Source organism: Vibrio sp. Isolate33, from assembly GCF_022397895.1.
Lineage (GTDB): Bacteria > Pseudomonadota > Gammaproteobacteria > Enterobacterales > Vibrionaceae > Vibrio > Vibrio pomeroyi.
The window spans coordinates 1-19,427 of sequence record NZ_JAKEUP010000003.1; the positions used below are offsets into that span (position 1 = coordinate 1).

The 19,427-nt window shown below is 44.2% G+C and carries 18 protein-coding genes; 9 read left to right on the top strand and 9 right to left on the bottom strand.

What is annotated here, in order from left to right; translation table 11 throughout:
* Positions 1-423: 423 nt before the first annotated feature.
* The 4 genes from L1D37_RS06700 to L1D37_RS06715 all read left to right on the top strand — a co-directional run bounded on the left by L1D37_RS06700 (position 424) and on the right by L1D37_RS06715 (position 4,471).
* Positions 424-900 carry a hypothetical protein gene (locus tag L1D37_RS06700; RefSeq protein ID WP_239847326.1) on the top strand — a complete coding sequence of 159 codons (477 nt, stop codon included), beginning with the start codon at positions 424-426 and terminating at the stop codon, positions 898-900.
* 95 nt (positions 901-995) lie between these two features.
* On the top strand, positions 996-3,059 hold the full coding sequence (locus tag L1D37_RS06705; RefSeq protein ID WP_239847590.1) for a protein-disulfide reductase DsbD domain-containing protein: 2,064 nt from the start codon (positions 996-998) through the stop codon (positions 3,057-3,059).
* A 3-nt stretch (positions 3,060-3,062) separates the two neighbouring features.
* Entirely contained in the window at positions 3,063-3,632 is a 570-nt protein-coding gene (locus L1D37_RS06710) for a protein disulfide oxidoreductase (RefSeq protein ID WP_239847327.1), read from the top strand.
* Positions 3,633-3,751: 119 nt separating this feature from the next.
* Positions 3,752-4,471, top strand: coding sequence for a DsbA family protein (locus tag L1D37_RS06715; protein ID WP_239847328.1), 720 nt, complete (start codon positions 3,752-3,754; stop codon positions 4,469-4,471).
* Between the two features lie 349 nt (positions 4,472-4,820).
* Here the strand turns inward: L1D37_RS06715 and L1D37_RS06720 are convergent, their stop codons facing one another.
* Complete coding sequence (locus L1D37_RS06720; protein WP_239847329.1) at positions 4,821-5,840, bottom strand: succinylglutamate desuccinylase/aspartoacylase family protein; 1,020 nt, start codon at positions 5,838-5,840, stop codon at positions 4,821-4,823.
* Between the two features lie 376 nt (positions 5,841-6,216).
* Here L1D37_RS06720 and L1D37_RS06725 point away from each other — a divergent pair, with 376 nt between their 5' ends.
* The 3 genes from L1D37_RS06725 to L1D37_RS06735 all read left to right on the top strand — a co-directional run bounded on the left by L1D37_RS06725 (position 6,217) and on the right by L1D37_RS06735 (position 8,942).
* Positions 6,217-7,209, top strand: a complete 993-nt coding sequence (locus L1D37_RS06725; RefSeq protein WP_239847330.1) for a porin — start codon at positions 6,217-6,219, stop codon at positions 7,207-7,209.
* Positions 7,210-7,364: 155 nt separating this feature from the next.
* Positions 7,365-8,255, top strand: coding sequence for a DMT family transporter (locus L1D37_RS06730; RefSeq protein WP_017630101.1), 891 nt, complete (start codon positions 7,365-7,367; stop codon positions 8,253-8,255).
* A gap of 69 nt (positions 8,256-8,324) precedes the next feature.
* The gene (locus L1D37_RS06735) at positions 8,325-8,942 is read left to right on the top strand and encodes a glutaredoxin (protein WP_239847331.1); all 618 of its coding nucleotides are present in this window, start codon (positions 8,325-8,327) and stop codon (positions 8,940-8,942) included.
* Between the two features lie 162 nt (positions 8,943-9,104).
* Here the strand turns inward: L1D37_RS06735 and L1D37_RS24010 are convergent, their stop codons facing one another.
* The 5 genes from L1D37_RS24010 to L1D37_RS06755 all read right to left on the bottom strand — a co-directional run bounded on the left by L1D37_RS24010 (position 9,105) and on the right by L1D37_RS06755 (position 13,566).
* Complete coding sequence (locus tag L1D37_RS24010) at positions 9,105-9,239, bottom strand: hypothetical protein (RefSeq protein ID WP_256099315.1); 135 nt, start codon at positions 9,237-9,239, stop codon at positions 9,105-9,107.
* Positions 9,240-9,561: 322 nt separating this feature from the next.
* On the bottom strand, positions 9,562-9,912 hold the full coding sequence (locus L1D37_RS06740; RefSeq protein WP_017057980.1) for a hypothetical protein: 351 nt from the start codon (positions 9,910-9,912) through the stop codon (positions 9,562-9,564).
* Positions 9,913-10,037: 125 nt separating this feature from the next.
* Positions 10,038-11,237, bottom strand: a complete 1,200-nt coding sequence (locus tag L1D37_RS06745; RefSeq protein WP_239847332.1) for an MFS transporter — start codon at positions 11,235-11,237, stop codon at positions 10,038-10,040.
* 115 nt (positions 11,238-11,352) lie between these two features.
* Positions 11,353-12,279: a LysR family transcriptional regulator gene (locus L1D37_RS06750; protein ID WP_239847333.1), complete on the bottom strand. Its 927-nt coding sequence runs from the start codon at positions 12,277-12,279 to the stop codon at positions 11,353-11,355.
* Between the two features lie 81 nt (positions 12,280-12,360).
* Entirely contained in the window at positions 12,361-13,566 is a 1,206-nt protein-coding gene (locus L1D37_RS06755; protein ID WP_239847334.1) for a multidrug effflux MFS transporter, read from the bottom strand.
* 108 nt (positions 13,567-13,674) lie between these two features.
* Here L1D37_RS06755 and L1D37_RS06760 point away from each other — a divergent pair, with 108 nt between their 5' ends.
* Both L1D37_RS06760 and L1D37_RS06765 read left to right on the top strand, forming a co-directional pair.
* The gene (locus L1D37_RS06760; protein WP_176679368.1) at positions 13,675-14,571 is read left to right on the top strand and encodes a LysR family transcriptional regulator; all 897 of its coding nucleotides are present in this window, start codon (positions 13,675-13,677) and stop codon (positions 14,569-14,571) included.
* A gap of 139 nt (positions 14,572-14,710) precedes the next feature.
* On the top strand, positions 14,711-16,555 hold the full coding sequence (locus tag L1D37_RS06765) for a bifunctional diguanylate cyclase/phosphodiesterase (protein WP_239847335.1): 1,845 nt from the start codon (positions 14,711-14,713) through the stop codon (positions 16,553-16,555).
* A 106-nt stretch (positions 16,556-16,661) separates the two neighbouring features.
* Here L1D37_RS06765 and L1D37_RS06770 read toward each other — a convergent pair whose 3' ends face one another.
* The 3 genes from L1D37_RS06770 to L1D37_RS06780 form a co-directional block, all read right to left on the bottom strand.
* Positions 16,662-17,972 (bottom strand): peptidoglycan DD-metalloendopeptidase family protein, encoded by a 1,311-nt coding sequence (locus L1D37_RS06770; RefSeq protein WP_123309493.1) that lies wholly within the window; start codon positions 17,970-17,972, stop codon positions 16,662-16,664.
* A 367-nt stretch (positions 17,973-18,339) separates the two neighbouring features.
* Positions 18,340-18,639 (bottom strand): isoamylase early set domain-containing protein, encoded by a 300-nt coding sequence (locus L1D37_RS06775; RefSeq protein WP_017630092.1) that lies wholly within the window; start codon positions 18,637-18,639, stop codon positions 18,340-18,342.
* A 126-nt stretch (positions 18,640-18,765) separates the two neighbouring features.
* Positions 18,766-19,419 (bottom strand): hypothetical protein, encoded by a 654-nt coding sequence (locus L1D37_RS06780; protein ID WP_239847336.1) that lies wholly within the window; start codon positions 19,417-19,419, stop codon positions 18,766-18,768.
* Between the last annotated feature and the right edge of the window lie 8 nt (positions 19,420-19,427).

Consider the following 19,427-nt stretch of genomic DNA (forward strand, 5'->3'; position numbering starts at 1 on the left):
TGGGCTTTTTAAGGATAATCTGGCGCGGATATCATCGTGGAGCTGGGAAGCTAGTGCTCCCAACAAGGACTCCGAATACATTAGCGCAAACCAACTCCGTTATTACTTAATTGTAGTTGCAATAACGGGGCGGACCATACATTTTTGTATCTGTTTTATCGCTCTTTTTTATTCAATCGAACACCTTTGCTAATTATATATTGCTCATTGGAAGTTACGACTTTGGTTAACAAAACAGCGAATAACAAAAAAGAACAGATTATTATGAACTTAAGTGAAAATGCGATGCCTTAGCCTCTGAGTTTGGCGTTTGTACGCCCTGTGACTTTTACAATTTTATGACTTGTGGCACGCCACAAAGTTATCTAAGCTAGCCTGCTTATAACCTGTGTTAAATACTAACTGATTCGATTACTGACTGATTTGCTGAATACACCGCTACTTTTTTTATCCCAACAGAACCGCCAACAAAAGCAATCGCTTTGGGCGCTTCTTCTTACCGGACTGGTTATCGTAACTTGTCTGGCAAGTACGCTGCCTGCAAATAAAGTGACGTTTTCTAAGGCTTCGGTTAGCCAATCAACACACATAGGGTCTGAAACCAGCGATCCCCAAGCGACTATCGCTTCATTTGAAAAAATGTCTGAGCTTTATGCCAGCGTTTTTGGTTCAGATGCGTCTAAGTCACTGACGGCACCGAATGCTAGCGCCTGCGACCTGAGCTCAAAAATGCTCACCTTCGCCACACCGAAAACAGGTTGGCTGATCCCTTTCATTCTATTTATCGCTGTCGCATTCAGCCTTTCACCTCATATATCGAGATTATCTAGAGACAACCATCGCTCTACTCGACCAACAAAACACCGCCTACACCTAAAGCACTGTATATTTAGAGAGTAAATAACCGGGCTATTCCACCCTTTTATTTATTTTTTGGAGATACATTTGTGTACAACACACTACTAACTAAGTTTGTCGATTCATTGGCATTCTGCATGCGTACATGCGCGAAAACTTTAGTCACTGCCATTTTGGTCATGACGTCATTTACTGCTTTAGCACAGACTACGGGCTGGCTCAGCGTGCCTGAACACCCACCGGTCAAAATGCGAATGATGTCGACAGGTGAACAGTCGGATGACGGTTCTCAGATTCAAACCGTGCTCGATGTTGTGCTCGACGGCGACTGGAAAACCTATTGGCGCAGCCCAGGCGAAGGTGGCATACCTCCAAGCTGGGACTGGTCTGGTTCAACAAACATTGAGTCGGTAGAGTGGCATTGGCCAATTCCGAAGTACTACGAGCAGCTAGACGTAATGACGTTGGGCTACAAAAAGCACGTCAGCTTTCCGGTCACACTCACACTGAAAGACAACACTAAGCCTGCCATCTTTAAGGCTTCGTTCACCTTTCCGTCGTGCACGAATATTTGTGTGTTAACCGATTACGACATCGAACTGCCGATCGACCCACAAACATTAGAGCTCGATGAAGAAGCCATGTTCTTGTTCAATCAAGGCATGAGCCAGTCACCACGCGAAGCAAACCGAACTTCAGTAAACGGCCTGTTTTGGGATAAGAACAAGCAGCAACTGGTGACTCAGCTAACAAGTAAAGAAGGCTGGGATAAGCCAATGGTATTGATTGATGGCCAAGAAGTGATTGACGACTTCTTCTCTCAACCAGCCATTAATATCACAGACAACACAATGACTGCCGTTTTCGATGTGAGTAACTGGATTGGTGACGTCGACTTAACGAATCGTACCGTTAGCGTCACGGTGTCAGATACTAACTTTGCTGAAGAGATGACAGCTCAGGTTGGCTCAGAGCCTATTGCCTATCAATCAAGCAATACTAGCTTTATTGCGATGATTGGCTTTGCCTTAATTGGTGGCTTGATCCTCAATATCATGCCGTGTGTTTTACCTGTATTAGGAATGAAGCTAAACAGCATCATTCAAAACCAAGGTGCATCAAACCGACACATCCGAATCTCATTCCTAGCTTCGGCGATGGGTGTCATCACTTCGTTTGCACTCTTAGCCTTAGGTATGACAGTGCTCAAAATGGGCGGTAATGCGATTGGTTGGGGAATCCAATTCCAAAACGTTTGGTTTATCGGGTTCATGCTGATCATCACCCTACTGTTCTCCATTAACCTACTTGGTTTATTCGAGTTCAGACTGCCATCGGGTTTAAACACTTGGATGGCAACCAAAGGCGATGACTCACACTCAGGTCACTTTGTTCAAGGTATGTTTGCCACGCTGCTAGCAACGCCTTGTAGCGCGCCATTCCTAGGAACCGCCGTGGCTTACGCGCTTGGCGCAAGCTCCCAAGAACTGTGGGCGATCTTCATCGCACTTGGTATTGGTATGAGTGCACCTTGGCTTATTTTCGCGCTGTTCCCGAGCCTAACCAAATTGCTACCAAAGCCGGGCGCTTGGATGTTCAAGGTTAAGCTGGTATTTGGCTTAATGATGTTCATCACTAGTCTGTGGTTAACAAGCCTACTTAGCCCATTCATTGGCAAGTTCCCAACCATCTTGTTGTCACTGTTTATCGTGATTTCAGTACTGGTTTGGATTGGCATGAAATTGGGGCGTAAAGTACTCATACCTATCATGGCAACCACTACCTTGATGTTTGGCGCAGCTCTTATTGTCGGCAGTGTTACTGCAGATAACTGGGCGACGCCTATCGTTGATGATCTTGCTTGGCAAAAACTGGATGCGAAACAAATTCCACAATTGGTCGATGAAGGCAAAACCGTATTTGTCGATGTGACAGCAGAATGGTGTATCACCTGTAAGGCGAACAAGATCGGCGTGATTCTTCAAGATCCTGTATACAGCCACCTGCAACAAGAAGACATTGTTTTGATGAAAGGCGATTGGACAACACCAAGTGAAAGCGTCACTCAATACTTACAAAGTAACGGACGATTTGGTGTGCCATTTAATATCGTGTATGGCCCAAGCTATAAAAGCGGTATCCCACTGCCCGTAATTCTGGACAGTGACACTGTCGTTCAAGCCATCGATGCTGCGAGATAAGTGATGAAGACTCCCAACAATGAAGAGAAGCCCAACACGACCAAAGACCAACCTGTAAAGGGTGAGGCTAAAAAGCCAAGTCGTCTTAAGAAGTGGGGAAAGGAACTGGTCTCAATGATACTGATCGTTGGCGTGGTTTCGTTTGCTATGGATTTTTATCACAGCAGAAGCATGCCTCAAGGAGATGCGATTCCAATCGTGGGTCAGTCACTCCAAGGTGAGGATATTGATGTTATCGAGCTCAGTAAAAACGGTAAGCCTGTCATTGTCTATTTTTGGGCAACTTGGTGTGGTGCGTGCAAATTCGTGAGCCCAACCGTCAATAGCTTCAATGACTCTTACCAAGTCGTTACGGTCGCCCTTCCATCAGGACCCGATGAACGAGTGCAACGCTACTTGGATGCAAAAGAGTATGACTTCCCTGTGATCAATGATCTTTCTGGGTCAATCAGCAGAAGTTGGGGCGTCAATGTCACTCCAAGCATCGTCATCATCAAAGACGGAAAGATCAGCAGTATCGCAACTGGCGTGACTTCCCCTATCGGCCTGTGGTTAAGAACCTATTTTGCATAACTCGCTTACCAAGAAAAAGCGAAGAGAATGAACCGACTTAAGCCAATTTAACAAACAATAATACCGTGTGCGTAACCTAATGAGCGCTCACGGTTATCAAGAATTAGAGAATACATAACATGAAAAAACATCTGATTAGCGCACTGATTTTAGGCTCACTAATGAGCACCAATGCCTTCGCTGAATTAAGCAAAGAACAAACCCAACAACTTGAAGAAATTAATCAGTTTCTGAAGGAAAACCCTTCGACTATATCGGGTTTGCATACCAGCTTAGAGCAGTATGTGGCCGGCCAAGAACAAGCAAAGAAAGCTCAAGCAGAAAGCCATGATTGGTTGTACAACAATGACGCTCACCCAATAACAGGTAACCCTGACGGCAAATCGGTAATCATCAACTTCACCGACTACAACTGTCCTTTCTGTAAACGCTTGGAGAAAGGCTTGGTTAAACTAGCCTCTGAAAACAGTGACATCAAGATCATCAATGTCTACCTGTCGTTTAAGCAGCAACAAGTGAGCGGCCTTAATACCAATGCGGCGCTATACGCGATGAAGGTATGGAAAGACAACCCAGAAGCCTTCCCTGAAGTCGATCGATTACTGATGGCGAAAAGCGGCAGTCACACAAAATCGTCACTGCAAGCGGTAGCGAAAAAAACAGGCACTGAAGCGCAGTTAGAGACAACCACAGAACAAAGCAACACGTTAATGACTAACCACCAAACCTTTAGCGCACTCGGCTTAACGGGTACACCAACGCTAATGATGAATGGTCAGGTCTTACCGGGGTATGTGCCTTACGACCGACTAAAAGACATTGTGGATGACGCTTTCTAATCGAATCTACTAAGGTTTGAGAGAGGTTGTGAGCCTTAACTAAAATTTAAGACGAAATTGATAAAGCCTACTTGCGTTAACCCGCAGTAGGCTTTTTATGGCTTTGAATAATAGATTTTAAGATACAACGATTTCAGGTCAGGCTTTGAAATAATCGTTTTGAAACAAAAAAGCAGTCGAAGTGTCACCATCTCGCAATGGGTTCTTAATTTATCCTATTTACTCTAAAAGCAGTTCTGTCGACGAGTCCAAGACGTGTTAACTCTAGACAACTGTCCTTTGACCGAGCCTAGCTCGGTCTTTTTTTTCACGTTTCGAATGGCAGACCTAGTCGCTGTATAACTAATTACTAGCTCAATAAGCGGCACACCAAAGCACCCGGCTCTCTTAATGCGTCCACGTTATAACTGAGTACACGACCAGAAGATGGCGCATGATAACGACGACATTCATTGCCGAACGCATCATATTGAATGGCTAACAGGTCATCTTGCTCCACGCTTTGCAAAAGCTCGACCTGAGGCAGAACAAAACCACCAATATCAGCACGAATGGATACGACATTGTTGCCTTCAATCCAATCCATGCTCGGCAGTTGCTTTGTCTCTAGCGGATCTTGTCCATCGACCTCAAGCATCTCGTAATAGGAGAGCATATTCAAAACGCCGTCTACCGCTCTTTGAATCATGTCAGGTTGAGTGAACTTACCCATCCCGACTTCGACAGTGATGCTCGGTATACCACTGCGATTCCAAACCGTTTCAAGAATCCCGGGGTCGCCGGGATCATTAAGTACACAGTCGGGTTGCATCAGCCTCGCCATGTCTAAACATTGCTCTATGCGATAATCTGCAAACACATAAAGTGGGTAAACTGCACCACGAGTTTGGGTATGAAGGTCAACGGCGAAAGTAGCATTGTGCTTGAGTAAGCGCTCCCAAAGTGACGCAACAAAGCGCTCTGCTGCTAATCCGTGGGCGTCACCGGGAAAGAGTCGATTGAGATTTGCAGGGCATGAACCCGGATCGGAAGAGATGAAGTCACGACTGTGATTTAGCAAACCAGACAGGTTCACCGTGGGCACAATTGTTACCGTGCCCTTCAGTGTTTTACCCACCAAGTCTCTGATAATTTGCTGAGCAGCCAATACACCGTTCAGTTCATCGCCGTGAATACCGGCTGTGATCATCAACTTAGGGCCATCTTGGCTGCCTTTAAAAACAGAAACCGGCATGTTTTTAGGTTGGCCGAGTCCATCACTAGTCACTTGAAACCAAAACTGATGCTCTCCAACCTGTAAGTCTTCAACATTCAAGGAGCCAATAACCTGTCTACCTTGTAAAACATCGCCTAAGTACTCTGTTTTCATCCAACTACTCCATCTTGTTGAGCAAAATCTATTCTCTTGTCAGTTTTTGCATCATAGAGGATATCTTAACCAGTACAAGCAGTTAATCGATTTAACAAGTACAGTTCAGCCCGTAAAACTCACTCATAACATCCTCACCTCTTTCAAAGTGAAACTTGCACAAATGGCTGTTCTAAAACTTCCAATTTGGATAATTATTCACAAACCACTCAGCCAAATGAAATAAAAGTGCAATAAAATCAACACTTAAAAAGTTCCCTATTCACGAAAATGTAATTTTATAGAAATGAAAGCTTAATTTATCTGCTCTAAATTAGCTTCATATCGAAACGGAGAGCGCATTGCTCACGGATTTTAAAATACAAGGTAAGTGATTATGAAAAAGGCAGTTCTAGCTTCTGCAGTGGTAGCAGCACTAGTTTCAGGTTCATCTCTAGCAGCAACAGTTTACAGCTCTGACGGTACTGAGCTTAAGATTGGCGGTCGTGCTGAATTCCGTGGTGACTTCATTGGTTCAGGTGGTGCAGAAGTTGCAGGTACGATGGAAGATAAAACTCGTTTCCGTTTAAACCTTGCTGGTGAGACACAACTTACAGATACTGCAACAGCATTCGGTTTCTACGAAGCAGAGCAAAGCACTGGTGACAGTGAGTTTGATAACCGTTACATGTACGCTGGTGTTGATTTCGATGGCCAAGCACTTTCTGTCGGTCGCCAAGACATGGCTTCAGTCATCGTTTCTGACTTTACGGATATCACTGAGTTTTCTGGTGTTCAGCAAGTAATCGACGCGGCTTCTGACAAAGAAGACAGCGTATTTGCATACCGCGGTGGCTTTGACGCACTTCAATTAGAAGCGACTTACCAAGCAAATAGTGCAAAAGACACGGATGGCTACAGTATTTCTGGTGTTTATTCATTACCATTCGGTCTTGACCTCGGTCTTGCATACTCTGGCGAAGATCTAGGTGCTGGTGCAGGTAGCGCAAACCAAATCCTAGCTGGTCTAGCGTACTCTTTAGATAACCTTTACCTAGCAGCAACATACTCTACAGGTGATTCAAACGATAAAGCAGTTGGCGCAGATGTTGAGTCATTTACTGCAATGGAATTCGCAGCACAGTATAAATTCACTAAGCAGCTTTCTGCCGCTGTAGTGTACACGTATCAAGAAGATGAAGCGGCAAACGGTTCTACAGCAGATTCTGTTGATGGCATTGAGCTAGCAGGTTACTACAAGCTGAACAGCAACTTCCGTACATACCTTGCATACTACATCAATGGCTTAGATGAAGAAAAAGACACAAATTCAGGTCTAGCAACTGAAGGTGAAGACACACTTCGCCTAGGTGTACGTTACGACTTCTAATCTAAATTCACTTTAGATGAAGACTAAAAAGGTTGGGCAATGGCTCAACCTTTTTTCATATTCGAATATTCTGACTAACTTCATCAATGCTTTTTCTGGTTAAGTGGTGTTAAATCCGTATCATAGGTGAACCACATCAAATAATTAGAAGCATCATGTCACAACACCATCCGATCCAAGGCGCTAGCTGGATGCTAACCGCAGGTTTAGCCTTTGCTTTGATCAACAGCCTAACTCAAATCGCTAGCATTCATTTCGGACTGACTTCTACTACCGTTGCCGTCATTCAGTATTCAATTGCATTGTTCGCCATCCTTCCTTACTTGAAAACGCTAGGAATTCGCCGCGCACTAAAAACTGATAATCTCAAGTTACACGTATTCCGTGTCTTTTTATCCGTTATTGGTATCCAACTTTGGATTTGGGCGCTGGCCTACCCTGTGCCGATTTGGCAAGGCATAGCCCTTCTTATGACTTCGCCACTGTTTGCAACCATAGGTTCTGGTCTTTTCCTAAAAGAGAAAGTGGGCGCAGCTCGTTGGGGGGCAACCTTAGCAGGCTTCGCAGGTGCTATGGTCATTCTCGAACCGTGGGCCGAAGACTTTAGTTGGGCAACATTACTCCCCGTTGGCGCAGCTTTCTTTTGGGCATGTTACTCACTGATGGTGAAAAAGCTCTCTTCACAAGACAGCCCTTCAACCATGGTGGTTTACCTTCTGCTATTGATTACGCCATTTAACATCTTGCTGGCCGTTCCTGATTGGCAAATGCCAAGTGGCGGCACTATTTGGGCTATCTTAATCGTTATCGGTGTTATGACAGCATTGGCTCAGTGGGCTATTGTAAAAGCATACTCGGTGGCTGATGCCTCTTTCGTTCAACCGTTCGATCACGCGAAATTACCACTTAATGTCTTGGCTGGTTGGCTGGTCTTCAGCTGGGTTCCACCAGGTCGTTTATGGCTAGGGGCTGCGATTATCATTGCTTCTGTTGCGTTCATTACCCATTGGGAAACGAAAAAACCGACGAAAGTTAAGAAAGTTTAAAGTCGATGAAATAAATAGTTCTACTGTCCGTTCTATATTGATAAGAGAATTTTAAGCGAGGTCGTAACCATGAAGAAACCAGTCAAGATTACACTATACCGTTGGGCAGGCAGCTGGGGTCCATTTAAAGTAAACATCCCATGTGGAGAATGTACCCTTACCAAAGACATTCTTAAGGATACCTTTGAGAATGAATTGGCTGATGTTGATGTCGAACTAGAAGTGAAAGATTGGTTATCTCACTGGTGGGAACCGCTAAAACTTGGTTCTTGGCATGCGCCTATCCTTGTTGTTGAAGGCAAGGTTGTTAGCCAAGGTGAAGCACTCAATCGTGGTGTATTGGTTCAATCCGTAATCAAAGAGTGGACCAAACGAGACAGCCTAAAGGGCAATATCGTTTATGGCAAAGCAACCTGCCCATTCTGTGTGAAAGCTAAGAAAATGCTTGATGAAGCGGGTGTCGAATATGCCTATCACGATGTCGTTAAAGACAGTGCTGCCTTATATCGAATGATTCCAGAAGTGAAAGCACACATTGGTGAAAAAACACCGGTGACGGTTCCTCAGATCTGGCTTGATGGTAAGTACATCGGCGGAGCAGACAACTTGGAAGCATGGATGAAAGAACATGGTCTAGATTCCATTCCAAACAATGTGGTCGACTTATCCAATCAATCGGCTAGCTAATCTCGCTTAGATAGAGTTAGACTTCCGATCATTAACTAATCAGTGTTTTCTTGTGTCCATCCACAACAAAACAGAGCGATGAAAGTCATCAATCGCTAAAACGAAAAAGGCCTTAAACTTCTATGAGTTTAAGGCCTTTTAAAATTCCGTTTTGGAAAATGCTTACTTAGCCATTTTCTTCATCATTCGCTTAAAGAATGATACTTTTTTTGGCTTTGACTTGCCGTACAATGCTTCGTGCATCATGTTTTTTGCTGCCATTTGACCAAGGTATGCGTGGCCTAGTTCGTAGTTCATGCTTATCTCCGCACATAATCAACTTTCTTATGCGCGGATTCTACACTTTAAACACCCAAAAACAAGATCTAAATCACACTTTAATGCAAGTTAGTTCATTTTATTACACCTCGAGTATTCCCGTTGTAATCACAATCAAAAGTATATTTATATATCAATAACTTAAGCTGTGACTCGTTTTGGCTTTGATGCAATACGTGTGATGCCGCTTAGGATCTAGATGAAACATCCATAAAAAAAGCAGCTCATGTGAGCTGCTTTTTTAAATGCTTGGCTTAAACTTCATGCTTTGATGCTGAAGTCGTTAACGATAACTAAAGCCTTAGCTACGCTTTGGCTGACGGTAAGTTTTACCCGCAATTTGGTAAGTATCTTTTTGCTTTAATTCGAACATAGTTTCGAAGAACCAAGCTGCAAATTTGATTAAGTCATCGCCTTCATTCATTACATGTTCGATGTACTCTTGCTCTTCGCCTTGTTCATTCTCTTGAAGCGTCACGTGGTAAATGCGCTTTTCGCCTTCCACTTCCGCTAGCGCAAATTGACCAGTCAGTGAAGCGGCAGCCTCAGCAACTTCAGTATCCTCATTGGATTTCAATAGCTCAAGTGCTTGAGGTAGGCCATCTAGTGCGCAGATAGCTTTTACCAGTACTTCAAATTCATTTTGCTGCATTTTGTTTTACCTATTAAATGGACGCCAGTATTGTAGAAAACCAGTCAGACAAATACAACGTCTTAACGATAAAGCACTTCTTATTATCCCAAAGAGCTCTATTCATCTAGACTCAGCGACCTCACTTAGACATTAAGCTCCGCCTGAATCGCAGTGCCTTTATCTTTTCGATTGTTAACCACCAAGCTTGCGACGACCATCAGAGCACTGAATACCGCAACGCCATGCCAACCAAAGTGTTCAAACGACAACACGCCAGAAAACGAACCAAACGCGCCACCTAAATAGTAACCCAACATGTAAATACCATTGATACGACTTTGCGCTTGCGGGTCGATAGAAAACACGCGAACTTGGTTAGAGACCTGTGCACTGAACACGCCTAAGTCGATTAGAATGATGCCAACAATGAGACCCATTAAGTGATCGCCGAACAGGCCTGAAACCGCAAAGCCAACCACAATCAAAACTAACGCCATATTGATCATCTTGCGAGAGCCGAACTTACTCACAATCGCGCCAGATACCTTTGCACCAATTACACCAGCCAGTGCCACCACACCGAACAAACCCGCCTGTTGAGCGTTGTAATTGAACGGCGCTTCACTCACGTGCAATGCTAATGTTGCCCAAAGCGCATTAAATGAAGCAAACCACAACGCACCAGTCAGCGCTGATTTTCGTAAAATCGCATGCTGTTTCACTAAAGTCGCCATGCTTCCCACGAGCTTGAGATAAGGCATGTTGTTGGTCGGTTTATTGGACGGCAAAAACACGTAAAGCAATATACCAAATAGCGATGCTAAAGCGGCAGACATAATAAACACTGCGCGCCAGCCGTATTGCTCCCCTACAAAGCCACTGACTGTACGAGAAAGCAAAATACCAACGGTTAAACCTGTCATTAAGGTACCAATCACTCGTCCTTTGGTTTCAGGCATACTTAAAGAAGCCGCAAAAGGGATGAGTTGCTGCGTAATATTCGCGCTGAGACCAATAGCAAAACAAGCCAACACCATTGCCAACAAACTGGAAGCGTTTGAAGCCACTAATGAAGATAAAACAAGTAATACAGAAAGAATCGAGATGAGTTGCTTACGCGGTAACTTATCCCCTAATGGTGATAGAAACAATAATGCCGCTGCATATCCTATCTGACCCGCAGCAGGAATAGAGCCGAGCTGTTCACTTGATAAACCCAGTTCAGCACCAATTTTCGGCAATATTGGTTGGTTGTAGTAAAGGTTGGCGGCTGTTGCAGATACTGCACTAGACATTAACAGTAAACGACCTGTGCCTAGTAATTCTCTTTGAGTTTGTTTCATGTTTCACCCTTAAATTCTGTCTCATTGCGTTGATGAGTAGAGTTTAAGGGGATGCTTTAAATAACAGAAATAGCCATTTAATCTAGAATCGATGCCATTATTGTATAGATGGAATTTAGGTCATTTTACAACGGATATTATCAATCTCGCTGTATACAAGATCGGCAAACAGTCGAGCCGTTGGGGAGAGTGTATGGCGGTGATGCGTCATGACCAAAGGGATCTCAACGGGCTTTGAGTCAATAGCTTGATTGGATTTAAGAGAAAGAAATGAACATTCATCGCACCTAAGATCTTTTACCGAATAAGGCACAATGGTCACCCCTAACCCAGCAGCAACCTGAGTAAGCACGGCCTGCATCTGACTCGGCTGTTTCTTGATGTTGGGTGAGAAGCCTGACATTTGACACTGAGTGATGATGGCATCGAATAGCCCAACAGCCTGATCGCGCTCGAACAAAACAAAAGGATCATTATTGAGTTCGCTGAGATTGATTTCATCCTGATTTGCTAAAGGATGTGTGATAGAAACCGCTGCCACCAGCTTGTCGGTGTAAATATTGGTCGATATGTAGCTATCTTCGAAACCAGCAGGCAAAACGCGCGAGAAAGCGATATCAATGTCATGTTTCTCAAGCGCCTCAATTTGCTCAGACACGGTCATTTCATACAAACTGACATCGATATTTGGATTATGTTGGAGATAGTTTCGAACTAAAGCAGGAAGAAAACCGAGCGTTGCTCCTCCTAGATAGCCTATCTTGAGGCTACCTACCACACCTGAGGCGGCTTGGATGACGGCTTGTTTGGTGTTCTCTGTTTGTTCAATCAGATGAATTGCATCTTGCAACAACCTTGAACCCGCAGCGGTAATCGTAACTTCTCGCGAGGTGCGGAAGAAAAGCTTAACACCCAACTCATCTTCAAGGCTGGTAATGTGGCGACTAATAGCAGGCTGCACCGTATGCAGCTCTTTTGCTGCCCTCGAAAAACTACAGTGTGTTGCTACGGCCACAAAACTACGAAGCACTTTGATTTCCATAAGTATCTCAGCTCACTATCAATCAGTTACTTAAAGTATCGCATCTTTTTAAAGCTGAGTAACCGAACCACACTTATTCATTTAGCTGAATTCTACTTCCGCGTTGTCCTCTTTCTTGTTCATTCTCGCTGAAGACCAAAGCACACCGCCCATACCCCCGCCGATGATGAGATAGAACACGCCAAGTTGTAGATGAGTCGTTACCCAACTTTCAACCAAGTATCCACCTAGCAAACCCGCCAAGCACATTTGAATCGAACCGGATAGAGCAGACACCGCGCCCGCTTGCTTCTTGTGGGGCTCCAACAACATGCTAATAGAAAGAGGGAAAGAGATGCCCTGTGCGATCGCCAACCAAGTAAATGCCCACACTAGGTTAAAGATGGAGAGTTCATGTGTTAACAACCAAGTGCCAGACGCCAATACAATCAAAATCGCGAGGCTCATTAACTGAGGTGTACTGAATCGACGATTGAGTATGTTCAACGCCACACTGCCAATCAACAATCCTGCCGAAGGTACAATCATCAAAGATCCATATTCAGCCGCTGTCAGCCCTAGTTGCTCCTGCATTAAGAATGGGAATAAAGATAACGACACCAAACTCGCCATGTAACTCATCCAGTTATAGCTGGCGCTGCTTATCACTTGGCGATTGGTCAACAAGCGTCCGTAGTTCTTTATCACTTGGCTAACGTCAAAACGGCTCTTCCCATATGGCAGAGTTTCATGCAACACGAAGTAACCCAGTGTGAATATCGCCAGTAAATACAATAGAACGAAAAGGAATACAGCCTGCCAACCAAGGTGGAATGAAATCCAGCCACCAAATACAGGTGCAATGATCGGCATGATCGAAGCCGTTAGGGAAATGTACGACAAGGCTTTAGTTAGCTGAGGGCCATCATAACTGTCACGGAGCACGCTTCGCCCCAACACCGAGGCACTGCCCGCCCCTAAGCCTTGCAGTAATCGACCTACTTCCAACGCTGTCATGTTGTCAGAAAAGGCAAAACAAACGACAGTACCAATCAAATAAACACCCTGACCTAACAAGAAAATAGGTCGTCTTCCCACCGCATCGGACATCGGTCCATAAAACAGCTGCGATAAGCCGAAACCCACAAGAAACAATGTGACGAGCAGCTGCACATCCACTTGGGTAACACTTAAGTCAGCAGCAATCAGCGGCAGTGCTGGCAAGTAGATGCTGACACCCACTTGTCCCGTCGCAATGATCATCATTGCTAACAGTAATGGCGTTTTTTTAAAGGTCGATTGGCTCAAAAAATTCCCTATTCGTTTGATATTTGTTCATGATATAAGTTTATATTCAAAACCAGTAATTGATAATTAACCAAATTGGAATTTAATTAAGTCCCACTAGGAAATAATATGGATTGGATTCTCAACGTAAAAAGCTACGTTAGAGTGGTTGAAGAAGGCAGTTTTAATGGCGCTGCGCGTAAACTCAATACCACCAGCTCAGCGATCAGTAAAAGAGTAAACTGGCTAGAAGAACGCATCGGCACCCAACTTTTAAAGCGCACCACTCGCTCAATTAGCCAAACCGAAGCGGGCGCACTCTTCTATCAAAGAGCAAAAGATCAGCTCGACAATTGGCAGTCGATCATTGATGAAACTCGTTCTGTCAACCAAACCCCTGCGGGCTTGCTCAAAATAGGCGCGACCATTGCGGTTGGCTCTAAGTTTCTTGTGCAATACATGGATGACTTCTTAGAAAAATACCCTGATATTAAGGTACAACTCATCACCACTACGCCCGGTCAATTACCCGAGCTTGGTTTGGACTTGGTAATCAGTCGTGAGCTAGAACAGCTCAACTCGTTAAGCTTCAAGAAAACACCTCTGTTTGAGCATAGAGCCAGCTTCTATGCAGCACCAAGCTATCTCGCCAAGCATGGTTACCCCACTTGTGAACAAGATTTAGAGCAACACAATTCATTGATTTGGGGAGAACGCCCGACCCGTGAAGTGGCACTCACCAAAGGGCAGCGAATCACGTTAAACGGTAACTTTGCCACCACCAACCCAGAGGCGTTATTTCATGCGGCGAAGCGCGGAATGGGCGTATTGTTAACCATCAAAGCGATGATCAAAGAAGATCTCAAACAAGGGACATTAGTTCCAGTATTGCCAAATATAACAGCAGACGAAGTGATGGTTTACGCGTACTACCCTAAGCTTGATTACTCACACACTCGAACCAAGCTGTTTTTGGATCACCTCAAAGAGAGATTGGACCGAGAGCGAAGCACTCAGATTCTGTGAAATAAATCACATTTAAATTTGAAAAGTTATACAACACGATCAATAATAAACTAGACGCATATTGTTTTGTATACACAGATAGACAAGACCTTACATAAACGGCTTACGCAATGATTCTGGTTAGCTATGGATGGTGACTATGACTCAACATACCCACAACAGCATGATAGATACAGAGCGCATTGGGCGTTTACTTAAGTTAGAAGGTATCGACCTTTTAGAGTCGGCTGTGCTCACGTTGCACCAAAAATTTGGTACTCAATACACCAGTATCATCGAAAAGAAGTACTTTCCAGATCAAACAGTTCCTTTGGTGATTGCCCATTCTGATCATGTACTGCATGACAAAATCAACGCGCGTCATGGTCACATCTACCAACAGGCGGTGAATCAACGTCACCCAGATTGTTCGTTTGCTCAATATGTCATTCAGTCGCTTCCTACGTCGGCGTTTAGGCAGGAAATCACTTCACAGAACTCGATCGCGATTCCTACTCGAACTCAAAGTGGCGAAGTCATGGGAGTGCTTTTCTCGACGTTCACCTCTCCGCTTAGCCCAGACCAACAACATGATGTGATCAAACACCATCAGCTATTTGCAGACATCATCATCCACACGCTTAGAGAGATGTGGTTCAACGATCGTTCTGAACAACTGGTAAATCAGCTGAGTTACGAGGTATCACACGACAGCTTAACTGGTCTGTTAAACCGTAGCTGCTTATCCGATACCTTAGAATCAATCACTCAACAGAGTGTTACGCCATTTACATTGGCTTTGCTCGACATCAATAGCTTCAAAGCCATTAATGATATGCACGGTAATTATATTGGCGACAAAGTGCTGCAGTTTGTCGCAGAAACATTGCGCCGCACGTTACCTGAAAGCAACCTGACTTTTCGAACTGCAGGCAATGAGTTCGCCTTCATCACGTACCATTCCGACCCGATAGCCGTGTGCGAACAAATACTGGCCAAAATTAAGCAGGGCTACAGTAGCGTTGATATCAAGATAGATTTCGACGTCAGCATCGGTATTGCCAGTTCGGATGGAGACAACAAAGACGTTGAGCAAATCATCTTCAACACCAGCTTGGCTCTTAAAGAGTGTAAACACAGCCAAGATACCCATATTCAATGTTATGACACCCACTTAAGAGTTCGTTACCAAAGAAAAACAGAGCTAGTCGCTGCGCTACGAAGTGAACTGGAAAACCCAATTTCACAAAGCTATGTCCCCGACAGCAATGGCATGTACGTGGTGGTACAGCCAATTGTGGGGCAAGGTGAGACTCAATGGGAATACTTCGAGGTACTGACTCGCTGGAAAACAGCCAGACATGGAGATATCTCACCCGTAGAGTTTATTCAAGTGGCTGAAGAGTCAGGGCTGATTGTCGAATTAGGCGAACGCATTATTGAATTGGTGTGCCGCGCTAAAACGACCCTAGAGCAAGGTTTGGGCTATAAGATTAAGCTTGGAATCAACTGCTCCGCGCATGAGCTTACCGATTCGAAACGTTATATCTCCTACCTGACTCGAACCATTGAACAGCACCACTTTAAGGCGAATGAGTTTGTTATCGAGTTAACCGAAACCGTTCTGTTATCGCCGACACAAGAGACAAAATCCGCGCTTAACTTTCTGAGAGGACAAGGCTTCACGATTGCACTCGACGACTTTGGTACAGGCTACTCCAGTTTGAATTACATCCACAGCTACCCTATCGATTGCATTAAAATTGATGCGACCTTTATTCGAGACTTGTTAACTAGTTCGACCTCAGAAAGCGTAGTATGGCTGATTGTTCAACTAGCCCATAGACTCGATGTATCTTTGGTTGCGGAAGGTGTTGAGAAGCGTGAGCAATTAGAAAAACTGCACGCGATGGGATGTGACAAGATCCAAGGTTACCTCTACTCACCTCCAATGCGACCTGAAGCTATCGTTAGCTATGTCGCGCACTCAGAGCCTTTAGTTTAAAGCCTTACCGAACCTTCTCTTGAGAACTAAAAAGCCGCAAGAGCATCACTTAACGCTGACTGTGCTTTGTGATGCTCTTGCGGCTTTAAAACAGTTTAATGGCTAGCTACTTACTAGCATTATTAACCATTGCTAGATTGCGCGTTTCTAACGCTGCCTTCAATAGCTTGTCGGCTTCATCTCTCGCGGCTGTAAATGTCGCTTTTTCCTTTTTAGGCACAGAATCGGCCATTGGGATATTCGCTTTCATCGCATCAACAGGGCGACCACGTTCGATCAGTTCATAGTGCAAGTGAGCACCTGTCACTCGACCCGTTTTACCCGAGAGGCCAATACGTTGGCCACGAGATACCGTTTGTCCTTTACGAACAAGGATCTTGCTTAAGTGCAAGTAACGCGTTTTATAAGTGCTACCGTGTTGAATCACCACATAGTTACCCGCATAAGGGTGTTTACGGGTCATGATCACTTTGCCGTCACCCGTTGCTTGAACAGGCGTGCCAATTGGTGTCGCGAAATCCGTACCGTTGTGCGGTGAGATTCGGCCCGTCACTGGGTGTAGACGTTTAGGGTTAAATTGAGAACTCTGACGCCAGCTGCTGCTTACAGGATAACGTTGGAAAGCACGTTGAAGGCTATCACCGTCTGCGTCGTAGTATTGACCATCGGTATGAAGATACGCAGACACTACACGGTTCTTATTAATGATCTTAATTGCTTCAATTTCGCGTTTGCCTGTAGCAACACCATCAACGAATTGCGCTTTCTGAAGCACCTCAAACTGATCGCCAGCACGTAAGTCTCGGCTGAAGTTCAGCTTGTCTTTAAGAAGGGTCACAATATGGTCAATCTCAAGGCTGTTCAGGCCAGCTTTATTCGCCGACATTGAGAAGCTGCCATGAATATCACCCACCAGAGGTCGCTGCTTCCATTCGCCCGGAATAGAGATATCTTCAAACTCGTATGTGCCATCTTCAAGTAGTCGGTAAACCACTTTATCAGCAACACTAAATTGAAGTTCCATTTTAGAAAGATCGCCCGTCGCCTCATCACGCCAAAAACGCAATGTGTTACCCGGACGAAGCGTGTCTAACGCAAGGAAGTTTAAATCGGTTTCCATCACGCTCATCATCGATTTATAAGAAAACCCAAGCTGAGTGAAGATGCTACTTAAGTTATCACCCGTTTGAATTTGGTACTCAAACGTTGGCGGCTCGATAACAGTAACAGAAGAAGGTGACAGAATAGACTCAATCACGGTTGAGTCGGGTAAATCAAGATCGATCGTTTTCGTCAGATCCGATTGTGACGATTGCAAAGCAACACCAATCGCAGCAATAAGTGGCAGTCCCAAAATAGCTACTTTTTTTACAGGTGAAAGCTCAGCAAACGGAGAGGGAAATATTTTTGAATACACGGTAAACAGGTCTTTCTACGATATAAAGGCATAGGATATGCTTTTCAAACGCATAAATCATCAATGCATTGTCATAATATGACGTGAATCTGTCTACTTAGAGCTAAGTCATTGAGTTGCCGTAAGTGAACGTTCACTTCTCTCCAAATAAAATTAACCGCTAAATTTGAAAATAAAAAAGCAGAAACGGCTAGTTTCTGCTTTCTATTGATTTACGTTATTCCGTTTCGAATAATTAATAAACGAAGCGAATTAGTCGCCGTTTTTAGAAAATGAAGCGCTTAAACAACTCAATCCATTATCACGATTGAAGCAAAACGGCTTAGTTCGAAAAACGCGACTTTTTACCTAAAACAAACGGTCGCGATTAAGCGTTAACCGTCGACACTAGGCAGTTGTCTTCGCCAAATTCATTGGGAATGTAACGATCCGCATTCGAATCGTTTACCCATTGCTGATCATCAACTAGATAGCGAAATTGAAACTCGCCATCTTTAGGTAAGCGAGTTTTGAATTTGTAGACTTTTCCTTTCGCCAGTTTTTTCATTGGCGTAGCTTTCCAGTCAAGGAAGTCAGCAACAATGGATACAGAGTTCGCTTCTTGAGCTTCTAGCTCGAAGGTCACTTCCACTTCATCTTTCGTCTTAAAAAAACGTTTATTAATCATTCGCAAGCTCCATTTGTAAAAGTAAGCAGACACAAGCACAAAAAAGTGTCTAAATTTCATTCATCTTATTAAGATAATATGTAATTTGGCTCACATAAACAACAAATCCTTGCACTAACGAAAACGCTATTGCTTACCAATTGATTGCGTATCAAAAGAAAAGCTCATCAACACCTTTTCAGAAGGGGGTTCTGCAAATGATTGTTCCGCAGAATGCTGAGTAAAGCCGATAAAACCTTCCCCAGTGAGTTTTTTCTGTGATTGCGAATCTGGCTGCTCGGCGACATCCAAAGTCTGGATTTGCACGCGATCGCCTAAGAAAAGCTGGTCAACTAGCACCACACGGCTTCGCTGCTGATCATGTTTAAACAGAGCAAGGTAATAGAATACGCCGCTGCCTTGGTTCGATATCCACATTGGCGCAACGAAAAAGCTCGCGTTACCCAAGGTCACCGCAGAAAGGCTTTTCGTATCAACAGTCACCACACCACGCTCTACTCCAGAATCATAACGACCAAACGCGATTGCTTTTGGTGCATCGATTTCATTAATAAAGGCATATGCGTTGGTTTCAGGTACTTTGATTGTCCATGGGTTGGTTGTCTTCAAATCAAAAACGGTTTCTACGACTGGGTCATAACTGACTTGAGAAGAAGGAAACTTAGCTAAGATTTCTTCATCACTTAAACTAAAACGATAAACACCCGCCAGTATCACCACGACCAGCATGACGATTGGAATCAGTAAAATCAGAGGTATAGGCAAGATTTTCTTTTTCATGAGCAATT

Excerpts from the sequence above, each read along its gene's own strand:
- L1D37_RS06715 (WP_239847328.1), top strand. The coding sequence starts at position 3,752 with ATGAAAAAACATCTGATTAGCGCACTGATTTTAGGCTCACTAATGAGC.
- L1D37_RS06775 (WP_017630092.1), bottom strand. The coding sequence starts at position 18,639 with ATGATTAATAAACGTTTTTTTAAGACGAAAGATGAAGTGGAAGTGACC.
- L1D37_RS06780 (WP_239847336.1), bottom strand. The coding sequence starts at position 19,419 with ATGAAAAAGAAAATCTTGCCTATACCTCTGATTTTACTGATTCCAATC.
- L1D37_RS06725 (WP_239847330.1), top strand. The coding sequence starts at position 6,217 with ATGAAAAAGGCAGTTCTAGCTTCTGCAGTGGTAGCAGCACTAGTTTCA.
- L1D37_RS06760 (WP_176679368.1), top strand. The coding sequence starts at position 13,675 with ATGGATTGGATTCTCAACGTAAAAAGCTACGTTAGAGTGGTTGAAGAA.
- L1D37_RS06750 (WP_239847333.1), bottom strand. The coding sequence starts at position 12,279 with ATGGAAATCAAAGTGCTTCGTAGTTTTGTGGCCGTAGCAACACACTGT.
- L1D37_RS06705 (WP_239847590.1), top strand. The coding sequence starts at position 996 with ATGCGTACATGCGCGAAAACTTTAGTCACTGCCATTTTGGTCATGACG.
- L1D37_RS06720 (WP_239847329.1), bottom strand. The coding sequence starts at position 5,840 with ATGAAAACAGAGTACTTAGGCGATGTTTTACAAGGTAGACAGGTTATT.
- L1D37_RS06735 (WP_239847331.1), top strand. The coding sequence starts at position 8,325 with ATGAAGAAACCAGTCAAGATTACACTATACCGTTGGGCAGGCAGCTGG.
- L1D37_RS24010 (WP_256099315.1), bottom strand. The coding sequence starts at position 9,239 with ATGAACTACGAACTAGGCCACGCATACCTTGGTCAAATGGCAGCAAAA.
- L1D37_RS06740 (WP_017057980.1), bottom strand. The coding sequence starts at position 9,912 with ATGCAGCAAAATGAATTTGAAGTACTGGTAAAAGCTATCTGCGCACTA.
- L1D37_RS06730 (WP_017630101.1), top strand. The coding sequence starts at position 7,365 with ATGTCACAACACCATCCGATCCAAGGCGCTAGCTGGATGCTAACCGCA.
- L1D37_RS06765 (WP_239847335.1), top strand. The coding sequence starts at position 14,711 with ATGACTCAACATACCCACAACAGCATGATAGATACAGAGCGCATTGGG.
- L1D37_RS06745 (WP_239847332.1), bottom strand. The coding sequence starts at position 11,237 with ATGAAACAAACTCAAAGAGAATTACTAGGCACAGGTCGTTTACTGTTA.
- L1D37_RS06710 (WP_239847327.1), top strand. The coding sequence starts at position 3,063 with ATGAAGACTCCCAACAATGAAGAGAAGCCCAACACGACCAAAGACCAA.